Below are 19,351 nucleotides of genomic sequence, written 5' to 3'. Positions count from 1 at the left end.
CTAAAAACACTAAAACCGTGATTCCAAAAGGTTTCACGGTTTTAGTTAATTTAAGCTAAATAGCAGACTGCTAATTAGTATAAACGAGTGTTACGTGCATTTTCACGTGCATTACGTTTAGCGTGACGTTTAGCTAAAGATGCTTTTTCACGTTTACGAATTGTAGTTGGTTTTTCGTAGAATTCACGAGCGCGAACTTCTGCTAATAAACCTGCTTTTTCGCAAGAGCGTTTGAAACGACGTAATGCAACGTCAAATGATTCATTTTCACGAACTTTAATTACTGGCATATGCCATCACCTCAGGAAATATATGTTTAAATAAAGTCGCACATCAATTTTTGGCGACATAGAACTAAAAAAGGTAGCGCATTTTACCGCAGCTAGCCTTTAAAGTAAAGGGTAATTTCACCTAGAAAATGGTTCAAAACTTACTATTTTTTCATCTATTTTTGTTCATTAACTCAATCATAAGGCTTTTAGGATCTTAAATGATCCTAAATATCTCTGCTTGTCTGAATCAATCTTAGTAAATATTGCCCATACGCATTTTTTGCCATAGGTTTCGCTAAAGCTTCAACTTGCTCGGAGCTCAACCAATTATTACGCCAAGCAATCTCTTCTAAGCAAGCAACTTGTAGGTTTTGCACATGCTCAATCGTTTTCACAAATGAAGCAGCCTCATGCAAACTATCGTGCGTACCGGTATCCAACCAAGCAAAGCCACGCCCAAGTAACTGAATATTTAAAGATCCGTCTTGTAAATACATTTGATTAATCGAGGTAATTTCTAATTCACCTCGTACTGATGGGGTGACTTTTTTGGCAAAATCTATTACTCGATTATCATAAAAATATAAACCGGTGACCGCCCAATCCGATTTTGGTTGCGCTGGTTTTTCTTCAATAGACAGAACTCTGTAAGCTGGATCAAATTCCACAACGCCGAATCGTTCGGGATCTTTCACTTGATAACCGAAAATCGTTGCGCCGTATTCACGCTCAGAAATTTTACGTAATGTTGGTGTGAAGCCCTGACCGTAGAAAATATTATCTCCTAAGATCAAGCAAACATTATCCTTACCGATAAAGTCTTCACCGATTAAAAATGCCTGCGCTAAACCGTCTGGGCTTGGCTGAATAGCATAAGAAAGCTGAATGCCGAAATCAGATCCACCTCCTAATAAGCGTTTAAAACTCTCATTATCTTCCGGTGTGGTAATCACTAAAATTTCTCGGATGCCAGCTAACATTAACACCGATAATGGATAATAGATCATCGGCTTATTATATACCGGCAGTAATTGCTTAGAGACACCTCGCGTAATCGGGTACAAACGTGTACCGGATCCGCCAGCTAAAATGATCCCCTTCATGATTCCTCCCGCAACCCTAAACGCTCACGGTTATATGTGCCATCTAAAATTGCTTGCCACCAATCTCGATGCGTTAAATACCATTGCACCGTTTTACGTAACCCAGATTCAAACGTTTCTTGTGGTTGCCAATCTAATTCATTAGCAATTTTACTCGCATCAATTGCATAGCGAACATCATGCCCCGGTCTATCGGTGACATAAGTAATCAAATCTTCATATTTTTCTATAGCACTTGGTTTATTAGGGATAAATTCTTCCAACAACTGACAAATCGCACGCACAACTTCAATATTTGTCTTTTCGTTATGACCGCCAATATTATAGGTTTCGCCCACTTTACCTTCGCACACTACTTTATAAAGCGCACGAGCATGATCTTCTACAAACAGCCAATCTCGAACTTGCAAACCATCGCCATAAACCGGCAGCGGTTTCCCTTCTAGCGCATTTAGAATCATCAGTGGAATCAGCTTTTCCGGAAAATGATAAGGACCGTAATTATTTGAACAATTCGTGACGAGTGTCGGTAAGCCATAAGTACGAAACCAAGCTCGAACTAAGTGATCGCTCGCTGCCTTCGAAGCTGAATACGGACTACTTGGCGCATAAGGCGTTTGCTCGGTAAATAGCTCTTCCATGCCGTGTAAATCGCCATAAACTTCATCTGTTGAAATATGATGAAAACGAAAAGCGGCTTTTTTAGCTACACTCAAGCCGTTCCAATAGTTACGAGTTGCTTCAAGTAAAGTATAAGTGCCAATAACATTCGTCTGAATAAACGCAGATGGCCCGTCAATCGAGCGATCAACATGGCTTTCCGCTGCAAGATGCATAACAGCATCCGGCTGATACTTGCAAAAAAGCTGCGAAATTCGACCGCTATCACAAATATCCACTTGCTCAAAATGGTAACGTGAACTGTTACTCACACCTTCCAATGAGGCAAGATTTCCGGCATAGGTTAGTTTATCAATGTTAACGACAACATCTTGAGTATGATTAATAATATGGCGAATTACAGCTGATCCAATAAATCCTGCTCCGCCGGTAATAAAGATCGTTTTCATAAATACATCACAAATTAAAGATATATTCTATTTTATATGAGCAATAAAAAAGCAGAAAGAAGATCTTTCTGCTTTTAATTTTCTAATATGCTCCTGCTCGCTTACGCACCGCAGTAATTGTTTTAAAAAGAATCGCAATATCGTTCCATAATGACCAGTTTTTCACATACCAAGAGTCAAAATAAACACGTGTATCGTAATCCACATCATTACGACCACTCACCTGCCATAAACCTGTCATACCTGGTTTTGCCATCAGGTAGTAATCTAAATTCTCTTTATAATAAACAAGCTCATCTGTTACAACCGGCCGAGGCCCAACTAAGCTCATTTGTCCGACAAGAACATTAAATAACTGTGGTAGCTCATCTAAGCTTGTTTGACGGATAAAAGCGCCGATCTTTGTCACTCTAGGATCATTTTTCAGCTTAAAATCTTTTTCCCACTCAGCTTTGGCGGTTTCATCACAAGCCAATAATTCATTAAGCACTTGCTCAGAATTCAACACCATCGAACGAAATTTTAAGCACTTAAATGGTTTTCCATTTTGTCCGATTCGCAAATGGCCATAAATTGCATTACCACCGTCTCTCTTAATCGTAAAATAAAGCCAAATTAAAATAGGAGAGGTAAAAATAATCAATAAAATAGAACCAACAATATCCATTGCTCGTTTTAACACTCGAGAAGAGAGCTTGGCTAAATTATTATTTACTCGTAGTAGGATAACTTCATAACTAAATAAAAATGACATATCCGTACTATATAACGGTAATCCTCTTAACGTAGGTATTACTGATACCGAACGATAGCACTGCTTAGATAAATATCTTAACCAGCTATCACGCTGATCATTTTCATTATCTTCCAATGCAATAATAAATTGATCCGATTTTTTTGTTACTAACTCCCACAAACTTTGCCGTGTTTCATTAATAACCGGAACACCTAGCTGCTTTAACTCAGGAGCTTCAGTCAATGCAATAAAATATTTTACTTTAAACCCTAAATAAGGTTCACTCATCAAAGCGTAATAAGCATCTATCGCATTTCTTCCACCACCAATAATGATGGTATCTTTCAAATATAGCTTGGTTTTAATCAAATAGTTTTTAACTAAGATACGTCCTAATGGCACAAACACTAATGCAATCGACCATGTTAAAACCCATAAGTAGCGAGAAAAATAAAGTTTAGAAAACGCAATGGTCGCTAATTCAATCACCGCTAAAATTGCTAGTGTTCTGACGACTTCTTTTAACTCAAACCAAAAGGGCTTACGATAAGTATAATGCCTTAGCCTAATACCAAACCAAGCAACACAAATTACTGCAAGAAAAAGATGGATAATTACTCGATCTTCAATTTGATCATAGGGAAAGTATTTATCTAAATCCCCAGTCCATAGCTGCAATAACTCTAAGGAAAGTAAAAAAGAAAGCGAAAAGAGCAAAAAATCAGTAAATGCAAGAATGTATTTACATAACATCTGCTTTTTCATTTTAGTTACCTTTTATTTTTTAGAAATTTTCTTTTTAATAAGCCTAATGCTTTTTTAAATAAATTTTCACCTTCTAGTGAAACCACATTAACTTCTTTTATTTTTAAACCATGATGTACAAGCCAAACATTAAATAAACGCTCAGCAAGAAATCCAAAAACACGTTTCTGATAATTATCATAATGAGTAATATCAATTTGTGACTCTAATTTAAATAAAATAGGGAACAGCCATTCACAATATTGTGTGAAATGCTTTCTATTTAATACAAACATATTAAATAGATGCAGTGTTTTTCCTGACATTACTTTCTCAAATGCAATCATATATTCAGGAAAATCTTGCTTGATAATTTCTTTAGTTAAATCTAGATCTTTAATATGATGTGCATTTTTATAATGCTCATAAATCGTCTCAATATAATAATTTCGCTTCTTAGCAACAATTACATCATATTGAGCTAAATCTACTAATAATTCATTTTCCGAAGCAATTGTATTCCCTTTTAACACAACCTCTTTACCTTTAAAATATCGGCGGTAATGAACTAATCCTATATAATCACTCTCTGGGAATACATTATTTTTCCAAGCCCAATATAAAGCGGTTAATTCACAGAACGAACCATTTTTCGAAGAAATATTATTGCCTGTATCATCACCTTGAATATCTAGTTGCTGCTGATGAAGTACTTTTCCGACATAGATTGGTACATAAGAAGCTGAATTAGGAAACTCATACTGTTTATGAGTTGCAATTAGAATCTTAACTCTGCTCATAATATTTATAAGTATTCTCTATGATGGGAGAAATTCTTGGCTAAACCATGCCAAATACCTCTTAACCCAATTTTCAATTTGGTTAAATTTGGTTTAGTGAAGAGAAAAAACCAACCTACCTTAATACAAAATAAGGCAGCAATTAAACTCCCTTTATAATCAATCAGATTACGAAGATTATTTCTGCACATACAATAGAGTTTTAATTTAGATTCAGTATCATTAAATTTTAATAAATTAAAAAACATTGGTGTACCTAATGTTAATTCCTTAGGATGATAAAATTTAGAGGAAGTTACCGTAAATACCTTAAAGCCTGCTTTCTTAGCCCGCCAAGTGTATTCCATATCATCACCCCAAATAAAATAAGATGCTTTAGGAAAGCCTATTTCCTCCACCATCTTATTTGAAAATAAAATCCCATTAAATGGCATAACAATATCAGGAATAATATTATCAACAGTTGCTTTTTCTACATCCTCTAAACCCATTAATACTTTTTTACTATTTGGTAAACGTAGAGTAAAAGTAAGTTCCTTCGGATTCTTATTATTTAATACTAAAGGACCAATATAAGTATTATCATTTGCGTACGGCATTAACTCAGCCAGACTATCTTTTTCGGGTAAACCGTCATCATCCATTAACCAAATATAATCAAAGCCACGTTGATAAGCAAACTCAATACCAGCATAAAAACCACCTGCCCCACCTTGATTAATATCAAGCGTTAAAAGTGTAAACTTATCATTATCTAGCCAACCTTTAGTACGCAAAAAATCCACTGTCCCATCCGTACTGGCATTATTTACCACTACAATATGAGCCAGAGGATAACTTTGAGCTTGCAACGCTTGTAAACAATTTAGTAATAATTCTTTGCGGTTGTACGTAACTACAACTGCACAAATGGCTTTATTCTGCATAAGTTAATCTATCAATAAAAGACCGCTTCAAAATAAGCGGTCTATTTTCCAAAGAATTTTACACATCCATATTTACATAAAATGGTTGTAAATTCTGCTCACACGCTAACGCTTGTTTTATATCATCAGCAGTTTCTAAAGCTTCCTTAATGGTTACATCCATATCTAAATAACGATATGTCCCTAAACGACCAACAAAGGTAACTTGCGTTTCTTTATTCGCTTTTTCAACATACTGTTGTAATAAGGCTTTATCTTTTACTAAGCGAATCGGATAATATGGAATATCCTTTTCTTCACATAAACGGCTAAATTCTCGATAGCAAATCGTTTTTTCGTGATTTTCCCACGGTGCGAAATGTTTATGTTCCGAAATACGCGTATAAGGAACCTCTTCATCACCATAATTAATTACTGCATTACCTTGGAAATCACCTTCAGTGCGGAATGCTTCAAAATCTAGCGTACGATAACCTAAACGGCCTAGCTCAAAGCCAAAATACGCATCTAGAGGCCCAGACCAGAAAATATGATCGAATTCCGCTTTCATACTTTCAGTAAATGGTGTCGCTAAACGTACTTCAATATTCTCGTGTTTTAAAATATTTTCCACAATCACAGTATAGCCGTCTTTCGGCATACCTTGGAATTTATGCGCAAAGTAGTTATCATCATAATTAAAACGCACCGGCAAACGTTTTAAAATACTTGCCGGTAACTCTTTCGGCTCTACACCCCATTGCTTTTTGGTGTAACCGTAGAAAAACGCTTTATATAAATCGTGACCGACAAAACGCATCGCTTGTTCTTCAAACGTTTGCGGATCGGTAATCGACATATCCGCTTGGCTTTCAATTAACGCTTTCGCTTCACTTGGTGAACAAGTTTTACCAAAGAACTGATTAATCGTATGCAAATTAATTGGCAATGAATACACTGCACCTTGGCTAATGGTTTTTACACGATTAACAAACGGCATCCATTCGCCAAATTGATTTACATAATTCCACACACGTTCGTTATCTGTATGAAAAATATGTGGGCCATAAACATGAACCATCACATTCGTTTCAGCATCACGTTCAGAGTGGCAGTTACCCGCCACATGATTACGCTGGTCAATAACGGTTACTTGATAACCTTGTTCTGCAAGTTCACGAGCAATAACTGCATTTGAAAAGCCTGCGCCGACTAGGAGAAATTTCATATTATGTTTTATAAACCAATTCTCGAACTTTATTTAAAAGTTTATATGCTTTATTAAAATGATGACGAAGGTAATGAGCAAGATAAAAAGAATTTGGAATATAATAGAAAAGCCAAAACTTGCGCCAATTCTTTTTATCTCTATCCATTGCCGACTTTAATTCTGAAATAAGAACTAAATTAGAATAATCAAAATCACTTTTATATCTATTATATAATACTCTGACATCTAAATTTCTATTTGCTAATGAATCACCACAAGCCCAAGTAAATAAATATAAACTAAAAATAGAATGTTCTAATGCCAAGTGCTTCGGAATCTTATCGTTATATCTCTTGCGAATACTACTTGTTACTGTCGACAAAGACGAAGATAAGCTCAAAATATTTTCCTCGCTTTTCACCCGCATAATGCTACCAGAACGTTGACGATACTGAATGAAATCTAAAGGCAGGTAATATAGTGTCTCACAGTCTAGTATTTGAAGAGGCAAACAAGCTACATCCTCATAGGTTTTACCAACAGGATATTGGTATTTATTTAGAATATTTCTTCTAATTATATATTTCCATGGATAAAGCTGAGCATCTTTATATACAGATACTAAGAAATCTGATTTATCATCTGAGTTCCTCATTAGCTTACGCTCTTTAAATGAACTCTGAATAGGATTGAACTCTATATTAGAGTCCGTATAATAATTAAAATTAATGACAAGACAATCAGGTAAATTCTCTTGTAACACATTCTTAATTAACTTTAGTCTATTTGGTACTAAAAAGTCATCTCCATCAAGAAATGCTATATATTCACCTTGAGCCGCTTTAACGCCAACATTCCTTGCATCCGATACCCCCCCATTTTCTTTATGAATGAGTACAAACCTATCCGAAGCAATACGCGCTTTATACTCTTCTAATAAAGAATAAGCTCCATCCGTAGCACCATCATTGACAATGATTAGCTCACAATTATCATCCCATTGTGAAAGAACAGAATCAATCGCTTGAGACAAATACTCAACAACATTATATGCAACAACAACAATACTAACTAAAATCGGATTTGACATTTATTTATCTTCCTTATTTTGCATATAATGGAATGACATCATCTGCATTACCACAAGCTTTAATTACACCTTTATCAATCCAAATTGCTTTCTGGCAAAGTTCTTTAACTTGATGAATTGAATGAGATACAAATAATAATGTCGTGCCACCAGACAGCATCTGTTCCATTCTTTTCTTACATTTCTCTTGAAATGCTGCATCCCCAACAGCTAACACCTCATCTACAATAAGGATCTCTGGTTTCACAATTGTTGCTACAGCAAAGCCTAGGCGAGCAGACATCCCTGAAGAGAAATTTTTCAAAGGTACATCAACAAAATCTTGTAATTCTGCAAACTCGATAATTTCATCAAAATGCTGATCCATAAAAGCTTTCTTATGCCCTAATAAAGCTCCATTTAAATAAATATTCTCACGGGCGGTCAATTCGCCATCAAAGCCAGCACCTAATTCGATTAATGGAGCAATATTACCATTAACCTCAACAGTTCCTTTATAAGGCTTAAGAATCCCACAAATAAGCTTTAGCAAAGTTGATTTACCTGATCCATTCGTCCCAATTAATCCCCAAGACTCCCCTCTTTTTACTTCGAAAGTGACATCCTTCAGGGCGAAAAACTCTTGAAACATTAATTGTCCTTTAAGCATTTTTATAAAATACTCTTTGAGACCATTATAATCTTCTGTAGCTTTGTTAAAACGCACTGTTGCATTTGTAACTTTAATAACAGTATCTTTTTCCATAACTATATATATAAAATAAATTCGTCTTGTCTTTTATTAAAATACCATGCACCGATTATAAGTGCTAATAAAGCTGTAATTGTTCCAATGCTAATTGCTAGTAGAGATGGAAATTTAGCATATAAAACAATATCTCTAAACTGCTCAATATACCAATACATAGGGTTAATACCTTTATAAATAGATTGGTATTTTTCCGGTATAATACTTACTGGATAAAATAATGGTGTTAAATACATCCACATAGAAATAAATACCCCCCACAAATATTGAATATCTCTAAAGAATACTGTTGACGCAGCGAGAAATAAACTAACACCTAATACAAAAATAAATAATTGTAATAGTATAAATGGAAAAAATAATAAATTTAGAGAAAACGCAGCATTAGTAACGATCATTACTAAAAGTAATGCTCCTAAGGAAAAAACTAAGTTAACAAGTGAGCTTCCTACTTTAGAAATAGTAAAAATATATTTTGGCACATAGGTTTTCTTTATTAGAGATGCATTACCTCTAATCGACCAAACTGCATTATTTGTCGCCTCAACCATAAAATTAAAGATAATCTGGCCTGATATTAAATATAAAGGAAAATTAGGAGTGTCAAACTTAAATACATTTGAAAACACAATAATTTGCACAATCATTAGCATCAATGGATTTAATATACTCCATAGATATCCTAAATAACTTCTTCTATACTTTAATTTAATATCTCTAAATACTAATTGTTTTAGTAGCTCATCAAATGCATAGAATCTTTGGAATTTTCCAATTAAATTATTAATCATAACAATATACTTTCTGTAAATTTTAAAAGGGACTAAAACAGCCCCTTTCAAGCCACCTAACTAGCTACTTCTGTTAATAAATCTAATAATTTACGCTGTTTAGGATCAATATTAGGATTCATAGTACTTAAATGTGATTTTTCAATACCACAATTATTTACTAAATCTATTAATTGAGTCTGTAAAGCATTTAATTTTGATTCAATAACAAACTGCTGCTGTTCTTGATTTCCTAATTCTAATAATTTATTAGAACGCTCATTAAATAATGACCATGCCTTTTCAGTATATGCTAATTTAGTATATTGCTCTAAGAGGTCCAAATTTATACTATCATCATAAACATCGAGATTTTTGATAGCTTGAAAAGCTCTTTCACAATTATTTCCATCCCTAAATGGAAAAGTTTGCATAATACGAGATAAGTACGGCTCAAATGGTTTACCTTTATTAAGTAATAATTGCTCTAAATTGTCTAATACCTTACCCTCAGTAGTTGCCACCGGACCAAAGCCATCTCGTTCATAAGAAAAATATCCTTTCTGAGCAATATGATTTCCAGCAAAGATTTTATCCTGATCAAAATGGTAATATAAAACCATTTTCTCTAATAATCCCATTTCAAACGCAACTGATGAGTAATCTGTAATCATCAATTGAGAAGACTGGAATAATTGCTGGATACTTAATTCTGATGTTCCTGCAGACCAAACGTCAATATACTCCGGAATTTGAAATTGAGATAAATATGGTTCAATATTTTTATGAGGAGCAAAAACAACTTTATAACCATGATCTTTAACTAACTTTTCTAACCTTGGGCTTCTTAGCAAAGAAGACCAATGTTGTGCATAGTCAGTTCCCATAAAATCTGGGTTTATAGCTCTTTTATTACTATTTTCTAGAGCCTCTCCAACAATATAATTTCTCCAAGTTGGCATAATTAAAATTTGCTGATTATCAGTAATATTTTCTTTTAAAAGAGCATCATGTCTAGGGAAGCCAGTCAAAGCGACTTCTTTTAGACCAATTTGATATCCACTATTTTCTTTAATAATCGACTCATATTCAGCATGTGTTGCAGTCAACATACAAAGCATATTTCTTTTATAAAGAAGAATATTTGACATATCATCTTTAGTTACGCCATGCTGTAAAAATACAAACTTTTTAGAATGCTCATATTCATCTTTAAAATAATTTTGAATATATCCATCAAAATGACTACTAATAATTTTAGATGCCTTTCTTAGCTGTCTTTCAAAACTATCCGAGCCAAACTCAAGTAGATTGAATCCTTCTTTTTCTAATCTATTCCAATCATGAGAATCTCTATTTAAAGCAAAGTAACATTTTTGCATAGGATAATGTTTACTAATATAACGGTATAAATGTTCTGCATTATCATCCGCCTGTACATCCCTATCCATAAGGACCCAGCTATTATCAGATGCATACTTTTTACTTGGTTGATGGAATTTCTTTAATATCTCACCAATTGAGAGTTGTTTATAATGCTTATTCCAAATAGATAGGCTTGATAACTTACCATCAATATTTACCGAAAGGATTTCTGACTCATCTGTGTATGGAACCCAACAACGCTTTTCCATTACAAATGGCATATAACCCACTGTGTTCATTTTTGATTTAATAAATTGTGGAATTGTGTCTATACCATTTAAATTAAATTGAGCAAGAGTATCTTTTGCCACAAAATAACAAACAAGAATCTGTTTTTTAGCAATATCAATATTTTCTACAAATGCTGTATAATTATCCGGCTTATCATCCTTAAGACCAAGAATACCAACTCTTTGCATTTCCCATATCCCAATCATATTAAATTCTTTAATATATTGGCTATCAATAAAAGCAAAACATTGTTTCATTAAAGAAAAATAGCGTTCTTTTTCAAAAGGAGTTAACAATGCTAAATCCATTCTACCCGGATTATTCCATAACTCTTTCACATGCCAAGATAAATCCATTAATACGGTATATTGAATATTTTTAGGAATAAAACCTAATTTAGCTTTATGCTCCTCAAGTAAATTAATATATCCATATTGCAGCAGATCATAGAATTTCTCTTTCTTAAGCCATGCAGTATCAATCGTAGAATTACCATCTCCACGTTTACGATAATAAAAAATAGCATTCTTAATATAGGCAATATTTCCTTTATATACATATAAAAGGTAGTCTGCTAAATATTTTCCATCTTCGAAATGAGGCTTAATTCGTGAATCGAATTCAATCCCTGAGTCTTTTAAATGCTGAGTTTTAAAGAATGTTACTGTTACGAATAAATTAATATAGTTATCCATATTAGTAACGGGAACTTTTGTTACATTATGTTTGAAGCGATATTTAAGAGGGTGTGTATCTGATGCAACCTTAGTTTTATCATGATAATAATATAAATTTCCAACTACCATTTCCAAAGAGCTATCTTTAGATAGTTCTTCATCTACTAGCTGGAAGTAATTCGGTGATACAAAATCATCTGAATCAATAAATGTTACCCATTCAGTTTTAACATATTTCATGCCAAAATTTCTAGCTGAAGAGATACCACCATTTTCTTTATATAAATAAGTAATATTATTTGGATATTTCTCTTGCCATTTCTTAATTATTTCTGCCGATGAATCCTTCGAACCATCATCAACTAAAATAAGATGAATATGCTTCTTAAAATCCAAAGTTTGGTTAACCAAACTCTCAAAATATTCATCTAAATATTTTTCTACATTATATACCGCAGATACGACTGTATATCCGAAATTTCCATTATGTTTTAATGGAATATATTTTCTATATTTTAGATTTTTAGAATGATAATATTCTTTAGTTAAAGATAATGAACGTTTAAATGCCCAAACTGGATCATTTATTGCTTTTCTTAATTTTCCTTTAAAATTTTGCATAATTCGACCAAATGTTTAATTGTTTATTTGTAAATAACTTCTTGTTACTCCATAAGTACGCTGTACTAAAATGGACAATATATGTGTTGTAAATTATACAAGAATTCCATTATTTTGACAAAATCTATTCTGGTAGCCTCACTACTATTTTGCCTCTAAACCTATTGCCCAATGCTTAATCTTAGTACATAATGAAGACTTACCTAGAGTTTGGTGTGAGAAGAAAAAATGAACGATATTCAAATCCCTCTTATCTTTACCGATGCTGCGGCGAAGAAAGTTAAGAGTTTAATTGAGGGCGAGGATAACCCGAATCTTCGTTTACGAGTGTATATTACGGGTGGTGGTTGCAGTGGTTTCCAATACGGTTTTACCTTTGACGACCAGATTAATGAAGGTGATTTAACTATTGAGAATCAGAATGTTGGCTTAGTGGTTGATCCAATGAGTCTGCAATATTTAATCGGCGGCACGGTTGATTACACCGAAGGCTTGGACGGTTCTCGCTTTGTAGTACAAAACCCGAATGCAAGTTCAACTTGTGGCTGCGGTTCGTCATTTAGCATTTAAAATTGACCGCTTGTCTTACGACTTTCCATAGCATTCTAACATTAAGGGCTGAATCCAGAATATTGCCGGATTCAGCCCTTTTAATCCCTAAAAATCGTGGTTACTTTTTAGCCTAGATACCATCTCCATAAGTCCCTTCGATATCTTCAAAATATTGGTTCATATCAAACGCCGGTTTTTGTACGGAAGATTGTCCGATAATACGAGCTGGTACACCTGCAGCGGTTGCATGATCCGGTACTGGTTGTAATACAACTGAATTCGCCCCAATTTTCGAATAGCGTCCAATTTCGATATTACCTAAGATTTTTGCACCGGCGCCAATCATCACGCCTTCTCGGATTTTCGGGTGACGATCACCGTGTTCTTTACCCGTACCACCAAGCGTAACGCCTTGCAAAATCGAGACATCATTTTCAATCACAGCAGTTTCACCCACTACAATACCTGTTGCGTGGTCAAACATAATGCCGCAGCCTAATCTCGCTGCCGGATGAATATCAACATCAAATGCTACAGAGATTTCATTTTGTAGATAAATTGCCAATGCCTTACGACCTTGTTGCCAAAGGTAATGGGTGACTCGATAACTTTGGATCGCATGATAGCCTTTTAAATACAACAGTGGTGTTGTCCATTTATCTACCGCAGGATCTCGAGTACGAACCGCATCAATATCACAGGCAGCACTAGCAATAATTTGAGGATTAGCCTGATAGGCTTCTTCAATAATTTCTTTTAACGCAATCGCTGGCATAATTGGGTTAGCCAGTTTATTGGCTAAGATATAACTCAGTGAGCCACCTAAATTACTATGCTTTAAAATAGTCGCATGGAAAAAGCTGGCAAGCATCGGCTCACTATCAACCAATTCCTGCGCTTCTTCTCGGATATTCTGCCAAATTTGATTAAGTTCGCTTTCGTTCATGTAAAACCTCTTTATTCGCCTTTGCGTTCACGCCCTAATAAAGTTGCAACAACATCATGTGCATTTTTACCACAAAATAACATCTGGTAGATCTGTTCAACAATCGGCATTTCAACCCCTTGGGTTTGAGCCAGTAAATACGCCTCTTTGGTATTGTAAAAACCTTCTACCACTTGCCCGATTTCCGCCATTGCATCCTCAGCAGATTTACCCTGCCCAAGCATTAAGCCGAAACGACGGTTACGTGATTGATTATCGGTACAAGTTAACACTAAATCGCCTAGCCCCGCCATTCCCATAAAAGTGTTAGCATTTGCACCAAGTGATGCGCCTAAACGGCTGATTTCCGCCAAACCACGGGTAATTAACGCTGTTCTGGCATTGGCTCCAAATCCCATACCATCAGAAATACCCGCCCCAATTGCAATCACATTTTTAATCGCACCGCCTAATTGTACGCCAATCATATCGCTATTTAAATAAACACGAAAAGCCTTGGAACAGTGAATACGCTGCTGCATTTCGTCAGCAAATTGCTTATCGTTTGAGGCTAAAGCGATTGCAGTCGGTAAACCTTGTGCTAACTCTTTTGCAAAAGTCGGGCCGGAAAGTACCGCTAGCGGATATTGAGTACCAAGAATTTCTTCGGCAACCGTTTGTAATAATCTTCCGGTATTACGTTCCAATCCCTTCGTTGCCCACATAATACGATGATGAGCATTCAATAATGGACGAATTTGCATCAATACATCAGCAAACACGTGGCTTGGCACAACAATCAAAATATCCTTTGCTTTGGCAAGCGCTTGAGCTAAATCACTTTCCACTTCCAAAGCGTCCGGAAAAGCTATATCTGGTAAAAAAGCATTATTCATTCGTTCCGCGGCCAAAATTGCCATTTTTTCCGGCTGGTGTCCCCATAAATAAGTTTTATGACCATTACGAGCCAGCGCAATAGCTAGTGCTGTACCATAAGAACCTGCACCTAAAACCGTGACAGGCGCGGAATATATTTCACTCATTAATATTATCCTTATGCAATGAAGTATTTAGAGATTGGAATCAAAATGGACTAACTAAAATAGAAAGGCTCAATATATCATTTGATGTGAATCCGTCAATTCAGGCAACTTAAACCTATACAAAGTTTTACGTTGTGATAAGCAGAATTGGAGAGGTAAAGAAAAAGGTATGCAAAATTGCATACCTTTAAAAAAGACTAGTTTACTGCTGGCGCTTCTGCGTTTTGCTCTGCTTCTTGGCGTTGTAAGTAATCCATAAACAGTGCATCGAAGTTTACCGGTGATAAATTCAATGCAGGGAATGTACCACGGTTTACTAGGCTAGCAATTAATTCACGTGCATAAGGATAAAGCACGTTAGGACATTGTGATGCTAAACAATGTGCCAATTGAAGGCCTTCTAAGCCCTTAATTGTAAATACACCCGCTTGTTTTACTTCACAAATAAATGCAGTATCACCACTATCTTCTAATGTGGTTGAAACATTAATGTGTAATACCACTTCATAAAGGTCTTCATCTAACTGTTTTGTTTCAGTATCAAGCTCAAAGCCTAATTGCGGTTTCCACTCTTGATGAAAAATAGTTGGTAAGTTCGGTGCTTCAAACGAAACGTCTTTGATATAAATACGTTGAATTTGAAGTTCAAATGGGAGCTGTTCTTCTTGAGCAGCAACTTGATTTTCTTCAGCCATAATATTTCCTTAATTAACTAAATTATTTATGTTTTTTAACGGTTGGAAGGTTTGCCGAACGCCAGCCTAAAATACCTTCTTTTAGCACATATACTTTGCTAAAGCCTTGTTTTGCAAGTAAATCTGCGCTTGTCCCGGCAGAAAAACCATTAGTATCAACCAAGATCACCGGACGATCTTTATATTTTTCAATCGGGTGAACATTATTCGCTTTGATTTCGCTTGGCAGAATATGGTGGCTATCTACGATATGACCTGAGCGGAACTCATCTTCTGAACGTAAATCAAGGAATACACCGTCTTCTTTGTTCACAAGTTGGGTCGCCTGTGCGTGTTCGATTGTTTTAAATTTACTGGTAGCGCCTTTATAAAGACTAAATAGCACTGCAACAAATACCGCAATCCACGCAAACACAAGGATCGGGTGAGCGCTAACAAATTGTTGAAGTTGCTGAGTAAAGGTTAAATCCATGACTAAATTCTCTTTTGGTTAAAATAAAAGCGGTTATTTTTAGAGAAATTTTTGCAAATTTTTTTCTAAAATCAACCGCTTATAAAATGCTAATTAAAAGCCCTCCAAAACGGAGAGCTTTGTATTTGAGAATTAGCCCTGAGCTTGTTGAGCCATTACTTCATCGAAAGAGGTTGCTTTTTCAGTTACTTTCGCTTTTGCAAGTACTGCTTCAACCGCTTGTTCTTCTAATACCACGTTACGGATATTTTCAGTTAATTGACGGTTTTTCGCGTAGTGAGCAACAACTTCTGCCGGTTGTTCGTAAGCTGAAGCGATTTCTGCAATCGTTTCTTCAACACGTTTTTCATCAACTTTTAATTCGTTAGTACCGATTACAGTTGAAAGTAATAAACCTACTTGAACACGACGTTTTGCATCCGCTTCGAATAATTCTGCCGGTAATTGTGCAGCCATTTCCGGTTTACCACCGAAACGTTGAACCGCTTGACGACGTAATACATCAACTTCTTCCGCTACTGCTGCAGCCGGTACTTCAATTTCGTTTTGTGCGATTAAACCGTTGATTACTTGGTTTTTAACACGTGCAGTTACTGCATTTTTAAGTTCACGTTGCATATTTTTCTTAATTTCTGCACGTAAATCTTCTACAGTTTTTGCTGAACCGAATTTTTTCACGAATTCTTCTGTTAATTCAGGTAATACGATGTTTTCTACTTTCTTAAGTGTGATTGCGAATTTCGCCGCTTTACCTTTTAAGTTTTCAGCGTGGTATTCTTCAGGGAAAGTTACATCGATATCGAATTGTTCGCCAGCTTTGTGACCAACGATACCCTCTTCGAAACCAGGGATCATACGACCTTGACCCATTGCTAAAGTGAAGTCTGTCGCTTTACCGCCTTCAAACTCTTCACCGTCAACAGAACCAACAAAGTCGATTACAACACGGTCTTCTGCTTTTGCAGCTTCTTGTGATTCAGCCCAAGTCGCTTGTTGTTTACGTAAAACATCGATCATTTTGTCTAAATCAGCTTCTGTGATTTCTACAACCGGTTTTTCAACTTCGATGTTTTCTAAACCTTTTAATTCAACTTCTGGGAATACTTCAAAAGTCGCAGTGAAGCTGAATTCTTGGCCTGGTTGGTAGTTGTTAGGAGTGAATGTAGGACGACCTGCAAGGTTGATTTTCTCAGCGATTACTGCATCAAAGAATGCACGTTGCATTTCATCAGATAATACATCTTGGCGAGCCGCTAAACCGAAACGTTGTTCGATAATTGCGTGTGGTACTTTACCTTTACGGAAACCATCTACACGAGCGTTTTTCGCATAGCCTTTTAATTGTTCTTTATAAGCTGCTTCGATTTTGTCTGCAGCTACAGTAATAGTTACACGGCGTTGTAAGCCTTCTAAAGTTTCAATAGAAATTGACATTCTTAAACCTCAAGTTGTGGGTATATAAAAGATACAGAAATAGACATCCATTGTAACGTTATGTCAATGGGCTGTCGAGGAATATTGCGCAGAACATCTGCCAAATGATGGCGCAGAAATGAAAAAATCAGCAAAATTTACCGAACAAGCGGTGCGATTTTACTGATTTTTTGCAATAGCGTTAGGTTACGCCTTCTTTCCTAAAAGATTATAAGCTTTTTGGAATACGAATTTTTTGACCCGGGAAGATCTTGTTCTCGTCTTTGATCACTTCTTTATTCGCTTCAACGATCGCTTTATATTTTGCACCGTTACCGTAAGCTTTGGTTGCAATTTCCCATAAAGTATCGCCTTTTTGAATCACATAGAATTCGTCATCACCTGCAAGCGCTTCGCCGTTAGCAATTTGAACACCGTCGATTTTCACTTCTGAAATACCTTCAATGTTACCCGCCATTAACACCGCTTTTTCTACCGCAGCTGCCGTTGCCGCCACACCGCTTAAATTTGCTACACCGTTTTCAACGGTTACTTGTACATTCTCAACGCCCGGATTGTCTTCATTTAAATGTTCCGTTACGGCTTGTGATGCCTCTTCTTCTTTATTAAAAAGTTTTTTGCCGATATTCGCTGCAAAATCAAATAAACCCATGGTAAAGTCCTCTAAAGTTAGGTTTAAGGGAGGCTATATTTTACACCATTATAAGGTGATTGAAATAGCCAAATCACAAAGTTAGAACCGCAAAACTAAGATTGGTTCAATAGGCAAAGCATCACAAATTTCACTTAACACAAACTTCATTTCAGATAGATTTCACTAAATTCAAACAACAAGCGGTTAAATTTGCAAAAAATATTGCAAAAATGACCGCTTACATTTCAAATTTTCCACATTTTCGGCTAAAATTAATCCCTTTTGTTATTTTTGATTATTTTATTAGGGCAGTTAGGTGAAACAAGTTAAATTTTATTTACTGAGCCAAGCGTCTTCTGAAGATCTCAGCGCCGCCGAAGCAATGGCTTGTGAATTAAGTGCTCAGGCTTGGAAACTCGGCAAACGAGTGCTGATCGCCTGCGAAACCGAACAACAAGCCCTAAAAATTGATGAAGCGTTATGGGCGAGAGATCCCGATTCTTTTGTACCGCATAATCTTTCTGGCGAAGTTACCCAATATGCCACGCCAATAGAAATATCATGGCCTGGCAAACGCAATGCACAGCGTCGTGATTTGCTTATTTCGCTCCAGAAAAATCTACCGGACTTTATTAATAGCTTTAATCAAATTATTGATTTTGTACCGGCGGATGAGGCAGAGAAAGCCCAAGCGCGCGAACGTTACAAACAATATCGCCAACTTGGCTGGCAACTTGAAACAGTACAAGCATAATATGTGGCAAACCAAATCGTTCGAACAACTTTCCACAACGGAATTATTTGAAATCTACAAATTACGCACTGCCGTTTTTGTGGTTGAACAAGATTGCCCCTATCAAGAAGTGGATGATAAAGATCTTATCGCTTATCACCATTTCGCAAAAAAACAACAGAATTTGACCGCTTATTGCCGTATCTTCCTGCAAGAAGATGGCGTACATATCGGTCGAGTGCTGGTTGCAATTGAAGCTCGAGGTTCTGGCTTAGCTCGTGAATTAATGCAAACAGCAATTGCTTACGCTAAACAAACTTGGCCGCAGCACACTATATATATCCAAGCACAATCTCATTTAGCCCAGTTTTATCAATCACTCGGTTTTAATGCGATTTCCGATGTTTATTTGGAAGATAACATCCCGCATTTGGATATGGCGTTAACACGTTAACAATTGT

At 35.8% G+C, this 19,351-nt stretch carries 20 protein-coding genes; 3 read left to right on the top strand and 17 right to left on the bottom strand.

Features of this window, described 5'->3' with window-relative positions; all coding sequences use genetic code 11:
* Nucleotides 1-74: 74 nt before the first annotated feature.
* The 11 genes from rpsU to ASU1_RS10825 form a co-directional block, all read right to left on the bottom strand.
* Complete coding sequence (rpsU, locus tag ASU1_RS10875) at nt 75-290, bottom strand: 30S ribosomal protein S21 (RefSeq protein ID WP_005598703.1); 216 nt, start codon at nt 288-290, stop codon at nt 75-77.
* A gap of 206 nt (nt 291-496) precedes the next feature.
* The gene (gene rfbA, locus ASU1_RS10870; protein WP_039195617.1) at nt 497-1,375 is read right to left on the bottom strand and encodes a glucose-1-phosphate thymidylyltransferase RfbA; all 879 of its coding nucleotides are present in this window, start codon (nt 1,373-1,375) and stop codon (nt 497-499) included.
* Nucleotides 1,372-2,445: a dTDP-glucose 4,6-dehydratase gene (rfbB, locus tag ASU1_RS10865; RefSeq protein ID WP_039195615.1), complete on the bottom strand. Its 1,074-nt coding sequence runs from the start codon at nt 2,443-2,445 to the stop codon at nt 1,372-1,374. Before rfbB ends, rfbA begins: the two co-directional genes overlap by 4 nt.
* Nucleotides 2,446-2,527: 82 nt before the next feature.
* Nucleotides 2,528-3,946, bottom strand: a complete 1,419-nt coding sequence (wbaP, locus tag ASU1_RS10860; RefSeq protein ID WP_039195613.1) for an undecaprenyl-phosphate galactose phosphotransferase WbaP — start codon at nt 3,944-3,946, stop codon at nt 2,528-2,530.
* Between the two features lie 5 nt (nt 3,947-3,951).
* Nucleotides 3,952-4,725: a DUF4422 domain-containing protein gene (locus ASU1_RS10855; RefSeq protein ID WP_039195611.1), complete on the bottom strand. Its 774-nt coding sequence runs from the start codon at nt 4,723-4,725 to the stop codon at nt 3,952-3,954.
* A gap of 5 nt (nt 4,726-4,730) precedes the next feature.
* Nucleotides 4,731-5,651: a glycosyltransferase family 2 protein gene (locus ASU1_RS10850; RefSeq protein ID WP_039195608.1), complete on the bottom strand. Its 921-nt coding sequence runs from the start codon at nt 5,649-5,651 to the stop codon at nt 4,731-4,733.
* 58 nt (nt 5,652-5,709) lie between these two features.
* Complete coding sequence (glf, locus tag ASU1_RS10845; protein ID WP_039195606.1) at nt 5,710-6,858, bottom strand: UDP-galactopyranose mutase; 1,149 nt, start codon at nt 6,856-6,858, stop codon at nt 5,710-5,712.
* A gap of 1 nt (nt 6,859) precedes the next feature.
* Nucleotides 6,860-7,930 carry a glycosyltransferase family 2 protein gene (locus tag ASU1_RS10840; protein ID WP_039195604.1) on the bottom strand — a complete coding sequence of 357 codons (1,071 nt, stop codon included), beginning with the start codon at nt 7,928-7,930 and terminating at the stop codon, nt 6,860-6,862.
* A gap of 13 nt (nt 7,931-7,943) precedes the next feature.
* Complete coding sequence (locus ASU1_RS10835) at nt 7,944-8,675, bottom strand: ABC transporter ATP-binding protein (RefSeq protein ID WP_039195602.1); 732 nt, start codon at nt 8,673-8,675, stop codon at nt 7,944-7,946.
* A gap of 2 nt (nt 8,676-8,677) precedes the next feature.
* A complete protein-coding gene (locus ASU1_RS10830) occupies nt 8,678-9,469 on the bottom strand; it encodes an ABC transporter permease (RefSeq protein WP_039195808.1) in 792 nt (263 codons plus the stop codon).
* Between the two features lie 56 nt (nt 9,470-9,525).
* On the bottom strand, nt 9,526-12,402 hold the full coding sequence (locus ASU1_RS10825; RefSeq protein ID WP_051889509.1) for a CDP-glycerol glycerophosphotransferase family protein: 2,877 nt from the start codon (nt 12,400-12,402) through the stop codon (nt 9,526-9,528).
* A 228-nt stretch (nt 12,403-12,630) separates the two neighbouring features.
* On the opposite strand from ASU1_RS10825, the gene erpA reads away from it, so the two are divergent.
* Nucleotides 12,631-12,972: an iron-sulfur cluster insertion protein ErpA gene (gene erpA, locus ASU1_RS10820; RefSeq protein WP_005621291.1), complete on the top strand. Its 342-nt coding sequence runs from the start codon at nt 12,631-12,633 to the stop codon at nt 12,970-12,972.
* Between the two features lie 112 nt (nt 12,973-13,084).
* On the opposite strand, the gene cysE is transcribed toward erpA, so the two are convergent.
* From cysE to lysM, 6 genes are all read right to left on the bottom strand, one after another.
* A complete protein-coding gene (gene cysE, locus ASU1_RS10815) occupies nt 13,085-13,900 on the bottom strand; it encodes a serine O-acetyltransferase (protein ID WP_039195600.1) in 816 nt (271 codons plus the stop codon).
* Between the two features lie 11 nt (nt 13,901-13,911).
* Nucleotides 13,912-14,922, bottom strand: coding sequence for an NAD(P)H-dependent glycerol-3-phosphate dehydrogenase (gene gpsA, locus ASU1_RS10810; protein WP_039195598.1), 1,011 nt, complete (start codon nt 14,920-14,922; stop codon nt 13,912-13,914).
* A 197-nt stretch (nt 14,923-15,119) separates the two neighbouring features.
* The gene (secB, locus tag ASU1_RS10805) at nt 15,120-15,617 is read right to left on the bottom strand and encodes a protein-export chaperone SecB (protein ID WP_039195596.1); all 498 of its coding nucleotides are present in this window, start codon (nt 15,615-15,617) and stop codon (nt 15,120-15,122) included.
* Between the two features lie 22 nt (nt 15,618-15,639).
* Nucleotides 15,640-16,089 carry a rhodanese-like domain-containing protein gene (locus tag ASU1_RS10800; protein WP_039195594.1) on the bottom strand — a complete coding sequence of 150 codons (450 nt, stop codon included), beginning with the start codon at nt 16,087-16,089 and terminating at the stop codon, nt 15,640-15,642.
* 132 nt (nt 16,090-16,221) lie between these two features.
* On the bottom strand, nt 16,222-17,523 hold the full coding sequence (gene tig, locus ASU1_RS10795; RefSeq protein WP_015674386.1) for a trigger factor: 1,302 nt from the start codon (nt 17,521-17,523) through the stop codon (nt 16,222-16,224).
* A gap of 208 nt (nt 17,524-17,731) precedes the next feature.
* On the bottom strand, nt 17,732-18,175 hold the full coding sequence (lysM, locus tag ASU1_RS10790; protein WP_005621301.1) for a peptidoglycan-binding protein LysM: 444 nt from the start codon (nt 18,173-18,175) through the stop codon (nt 17,732-17,734).
* 298 nt (nt 18,176-18,473) lie between these two features.
* Between lysM and ASU1_RS10785 the strand changes: the two genes are divergently transcribed.
* Entirely contained in the window at nt 18,474-18,911 is a 438-nt protein-coding gene (locus ASU1_RS10785) for a DNA polymerase III subunit chi (RefSeq protein WP_015674385.1), read from the top strand.
* A gap of 1 nt (nt 18,912) precedes the next feature.
* A complete protein-coding gene (locus tag ASU1_RS10780; RefSeq protein WP_015674384.1) occupies nt 18,913-19,344 on the top strand; it encodes a GNAT family N-acetyltransferase in 432 nt (143 codons plus the stop codon).
* Nucleotides 19,345-19,351 lie beyond the last annotated feature (7 nt).

Source organism: Actinobacillus suis ATCC 33415, assembly GCF_000739435.1.
GTDB classification, from domain to species: domain Bacteria; phylum Pseudomonadota; class Gammaproteobacteria; order Enterobacterales; family Pasteurellaceae; genus Actinobacillus; species Actinobacillus suis.
The sequence above is the reverse complement of the archived record's forward strand: the minus strand, read 5'-3'. Positions and strand labels throughout refer to the sequence as shown.

Bases quoted from the DNA above. Each gene is read 5' to 3' on its own strand.
- cysE (WP_039195600.1), bottom strand. From the start codon at position 13,900: ATGAACGAAAGCGAACTTAATCAAATTTGGCAGAATATCCGAGAAGAA.
- ASU1_RS10835 (WP_039195602.1), bottom strand. From the start codon at position 8,675: ATGGAAAAAGATACTGTTATTAAAGTTACAAATGCAACAGTGCGTTTT.
- ASU1_RS10825 (WP_051889509.1), bottom strand. From the start codon at position 12,402: ATGCAAAATTTTAAAGGAAAATTAAGAAAAGCAATAAATGATCCAGTT.
- wbaP (WP_039195613.1), bottom strand. From the start codon at position 3,946: ATGAAAAAGCAGATGTTATGTAAATACATTCTTGCATTTACTGATTTT.
- secB (WP_039195596.1), bottom strand. From the start codon at position 15,617: ATGGCTGAAGAAAATCAAGTTGCTGCTCAAGAAGAACAGCTCCCATTT.
- ASU1_RS10780 (WP_015674384.1), top strand. From the start codon at position 18,913: ATGTGGCAAACCAAATCGTTCGAACAACTTTCCACAACGGAATTATTT.
- ASU1_RS10850 (WP_039195608.1), bottom strand. From the start codon at position 5,651: ATGCAGAATAAAGCCATTTGTGCAGTTGTAGTTACGTACAACCGCAAA.
- glf (WP_039195606.1), bottom strand. From the start codon at position 6,858: ATGAAATTTCTCCTAGTCGGCGCAGGCTTTTCAAATGCAGTTATTGCT.
- ASU1_RS10840 (WP_039195604.1), bottom strand. From the start codon at position 7,930: ATGTCAAATCCGATTTTAGTTAGTATTGTTGTTGTTGCATATAATGTT.
- gpsA (WP_039195598.1), bottom strand. From the start codon at position 14,922: ATGAGTGAAATATATTCCGCGCCTGTCACGGTTTTAGGTGCAGGTTCT.
- rfbA (WP_039195617.1), bottom strand. From the start codon at position 1,375: ATGAAGGGGATCATTTTAGCTGGCGGATCCGGTACACGTTTGTACCCG.
- ASU1_RS10800 (WP_039195594.1), bottom strand. From the start codon at position 16,089: ATGGATTTAACCTTTACTCAGCAACTTCAACAATTTGTTAGCGCTCAC.
- tig (WP_015674386.1), bottom strand. From the start codon at position 17,523: ATGTCAATTTCTATTGAAACTTTAGAAGGCTTACAACGCCGTGTAACT.
- lysM (WP_005621301.1), bottom strand. From the start codon at position 18,175: ATGGGTTTATTTGATTTTGCAGCGAATATCGGCAAAAAACTTTTTAAT.
- rpsU (WP_005598703.1), bottom strand. From the start codon at position 290: ATGCCAGTAATTAAAGTTCGTGAAAATGAATCATTTGACGTTGCATTA.
- ASU1_RS10855 (WP_039195611.1), bottom strand. From the start codon at position 4,725: ATGAGCAGAGTTAAGATTCTAATTGCAACTCATAAACAGTATGAGTTT.
- rfbB (WP_039195615.1), bottom strand. From the start codon at position 2,445: ATGAAAACGATCTTTATTACCGGCGGAGCAGGATTTATTGGATCAGCT.
- ASU1_RS10830 (WP_039195808.1), bottom strand. From the start codon at position 9,469: ATGATTAATAATTTAATTGGAAAATTCCAAAGATTCTATGCATTTGAT.
- erpA (WP_005621291.1), top strand. From the start codon at position 12,631: ATGAACGATATTCAAATCCCTCTTATCTTTACCGATGCTGCGGCGAAG.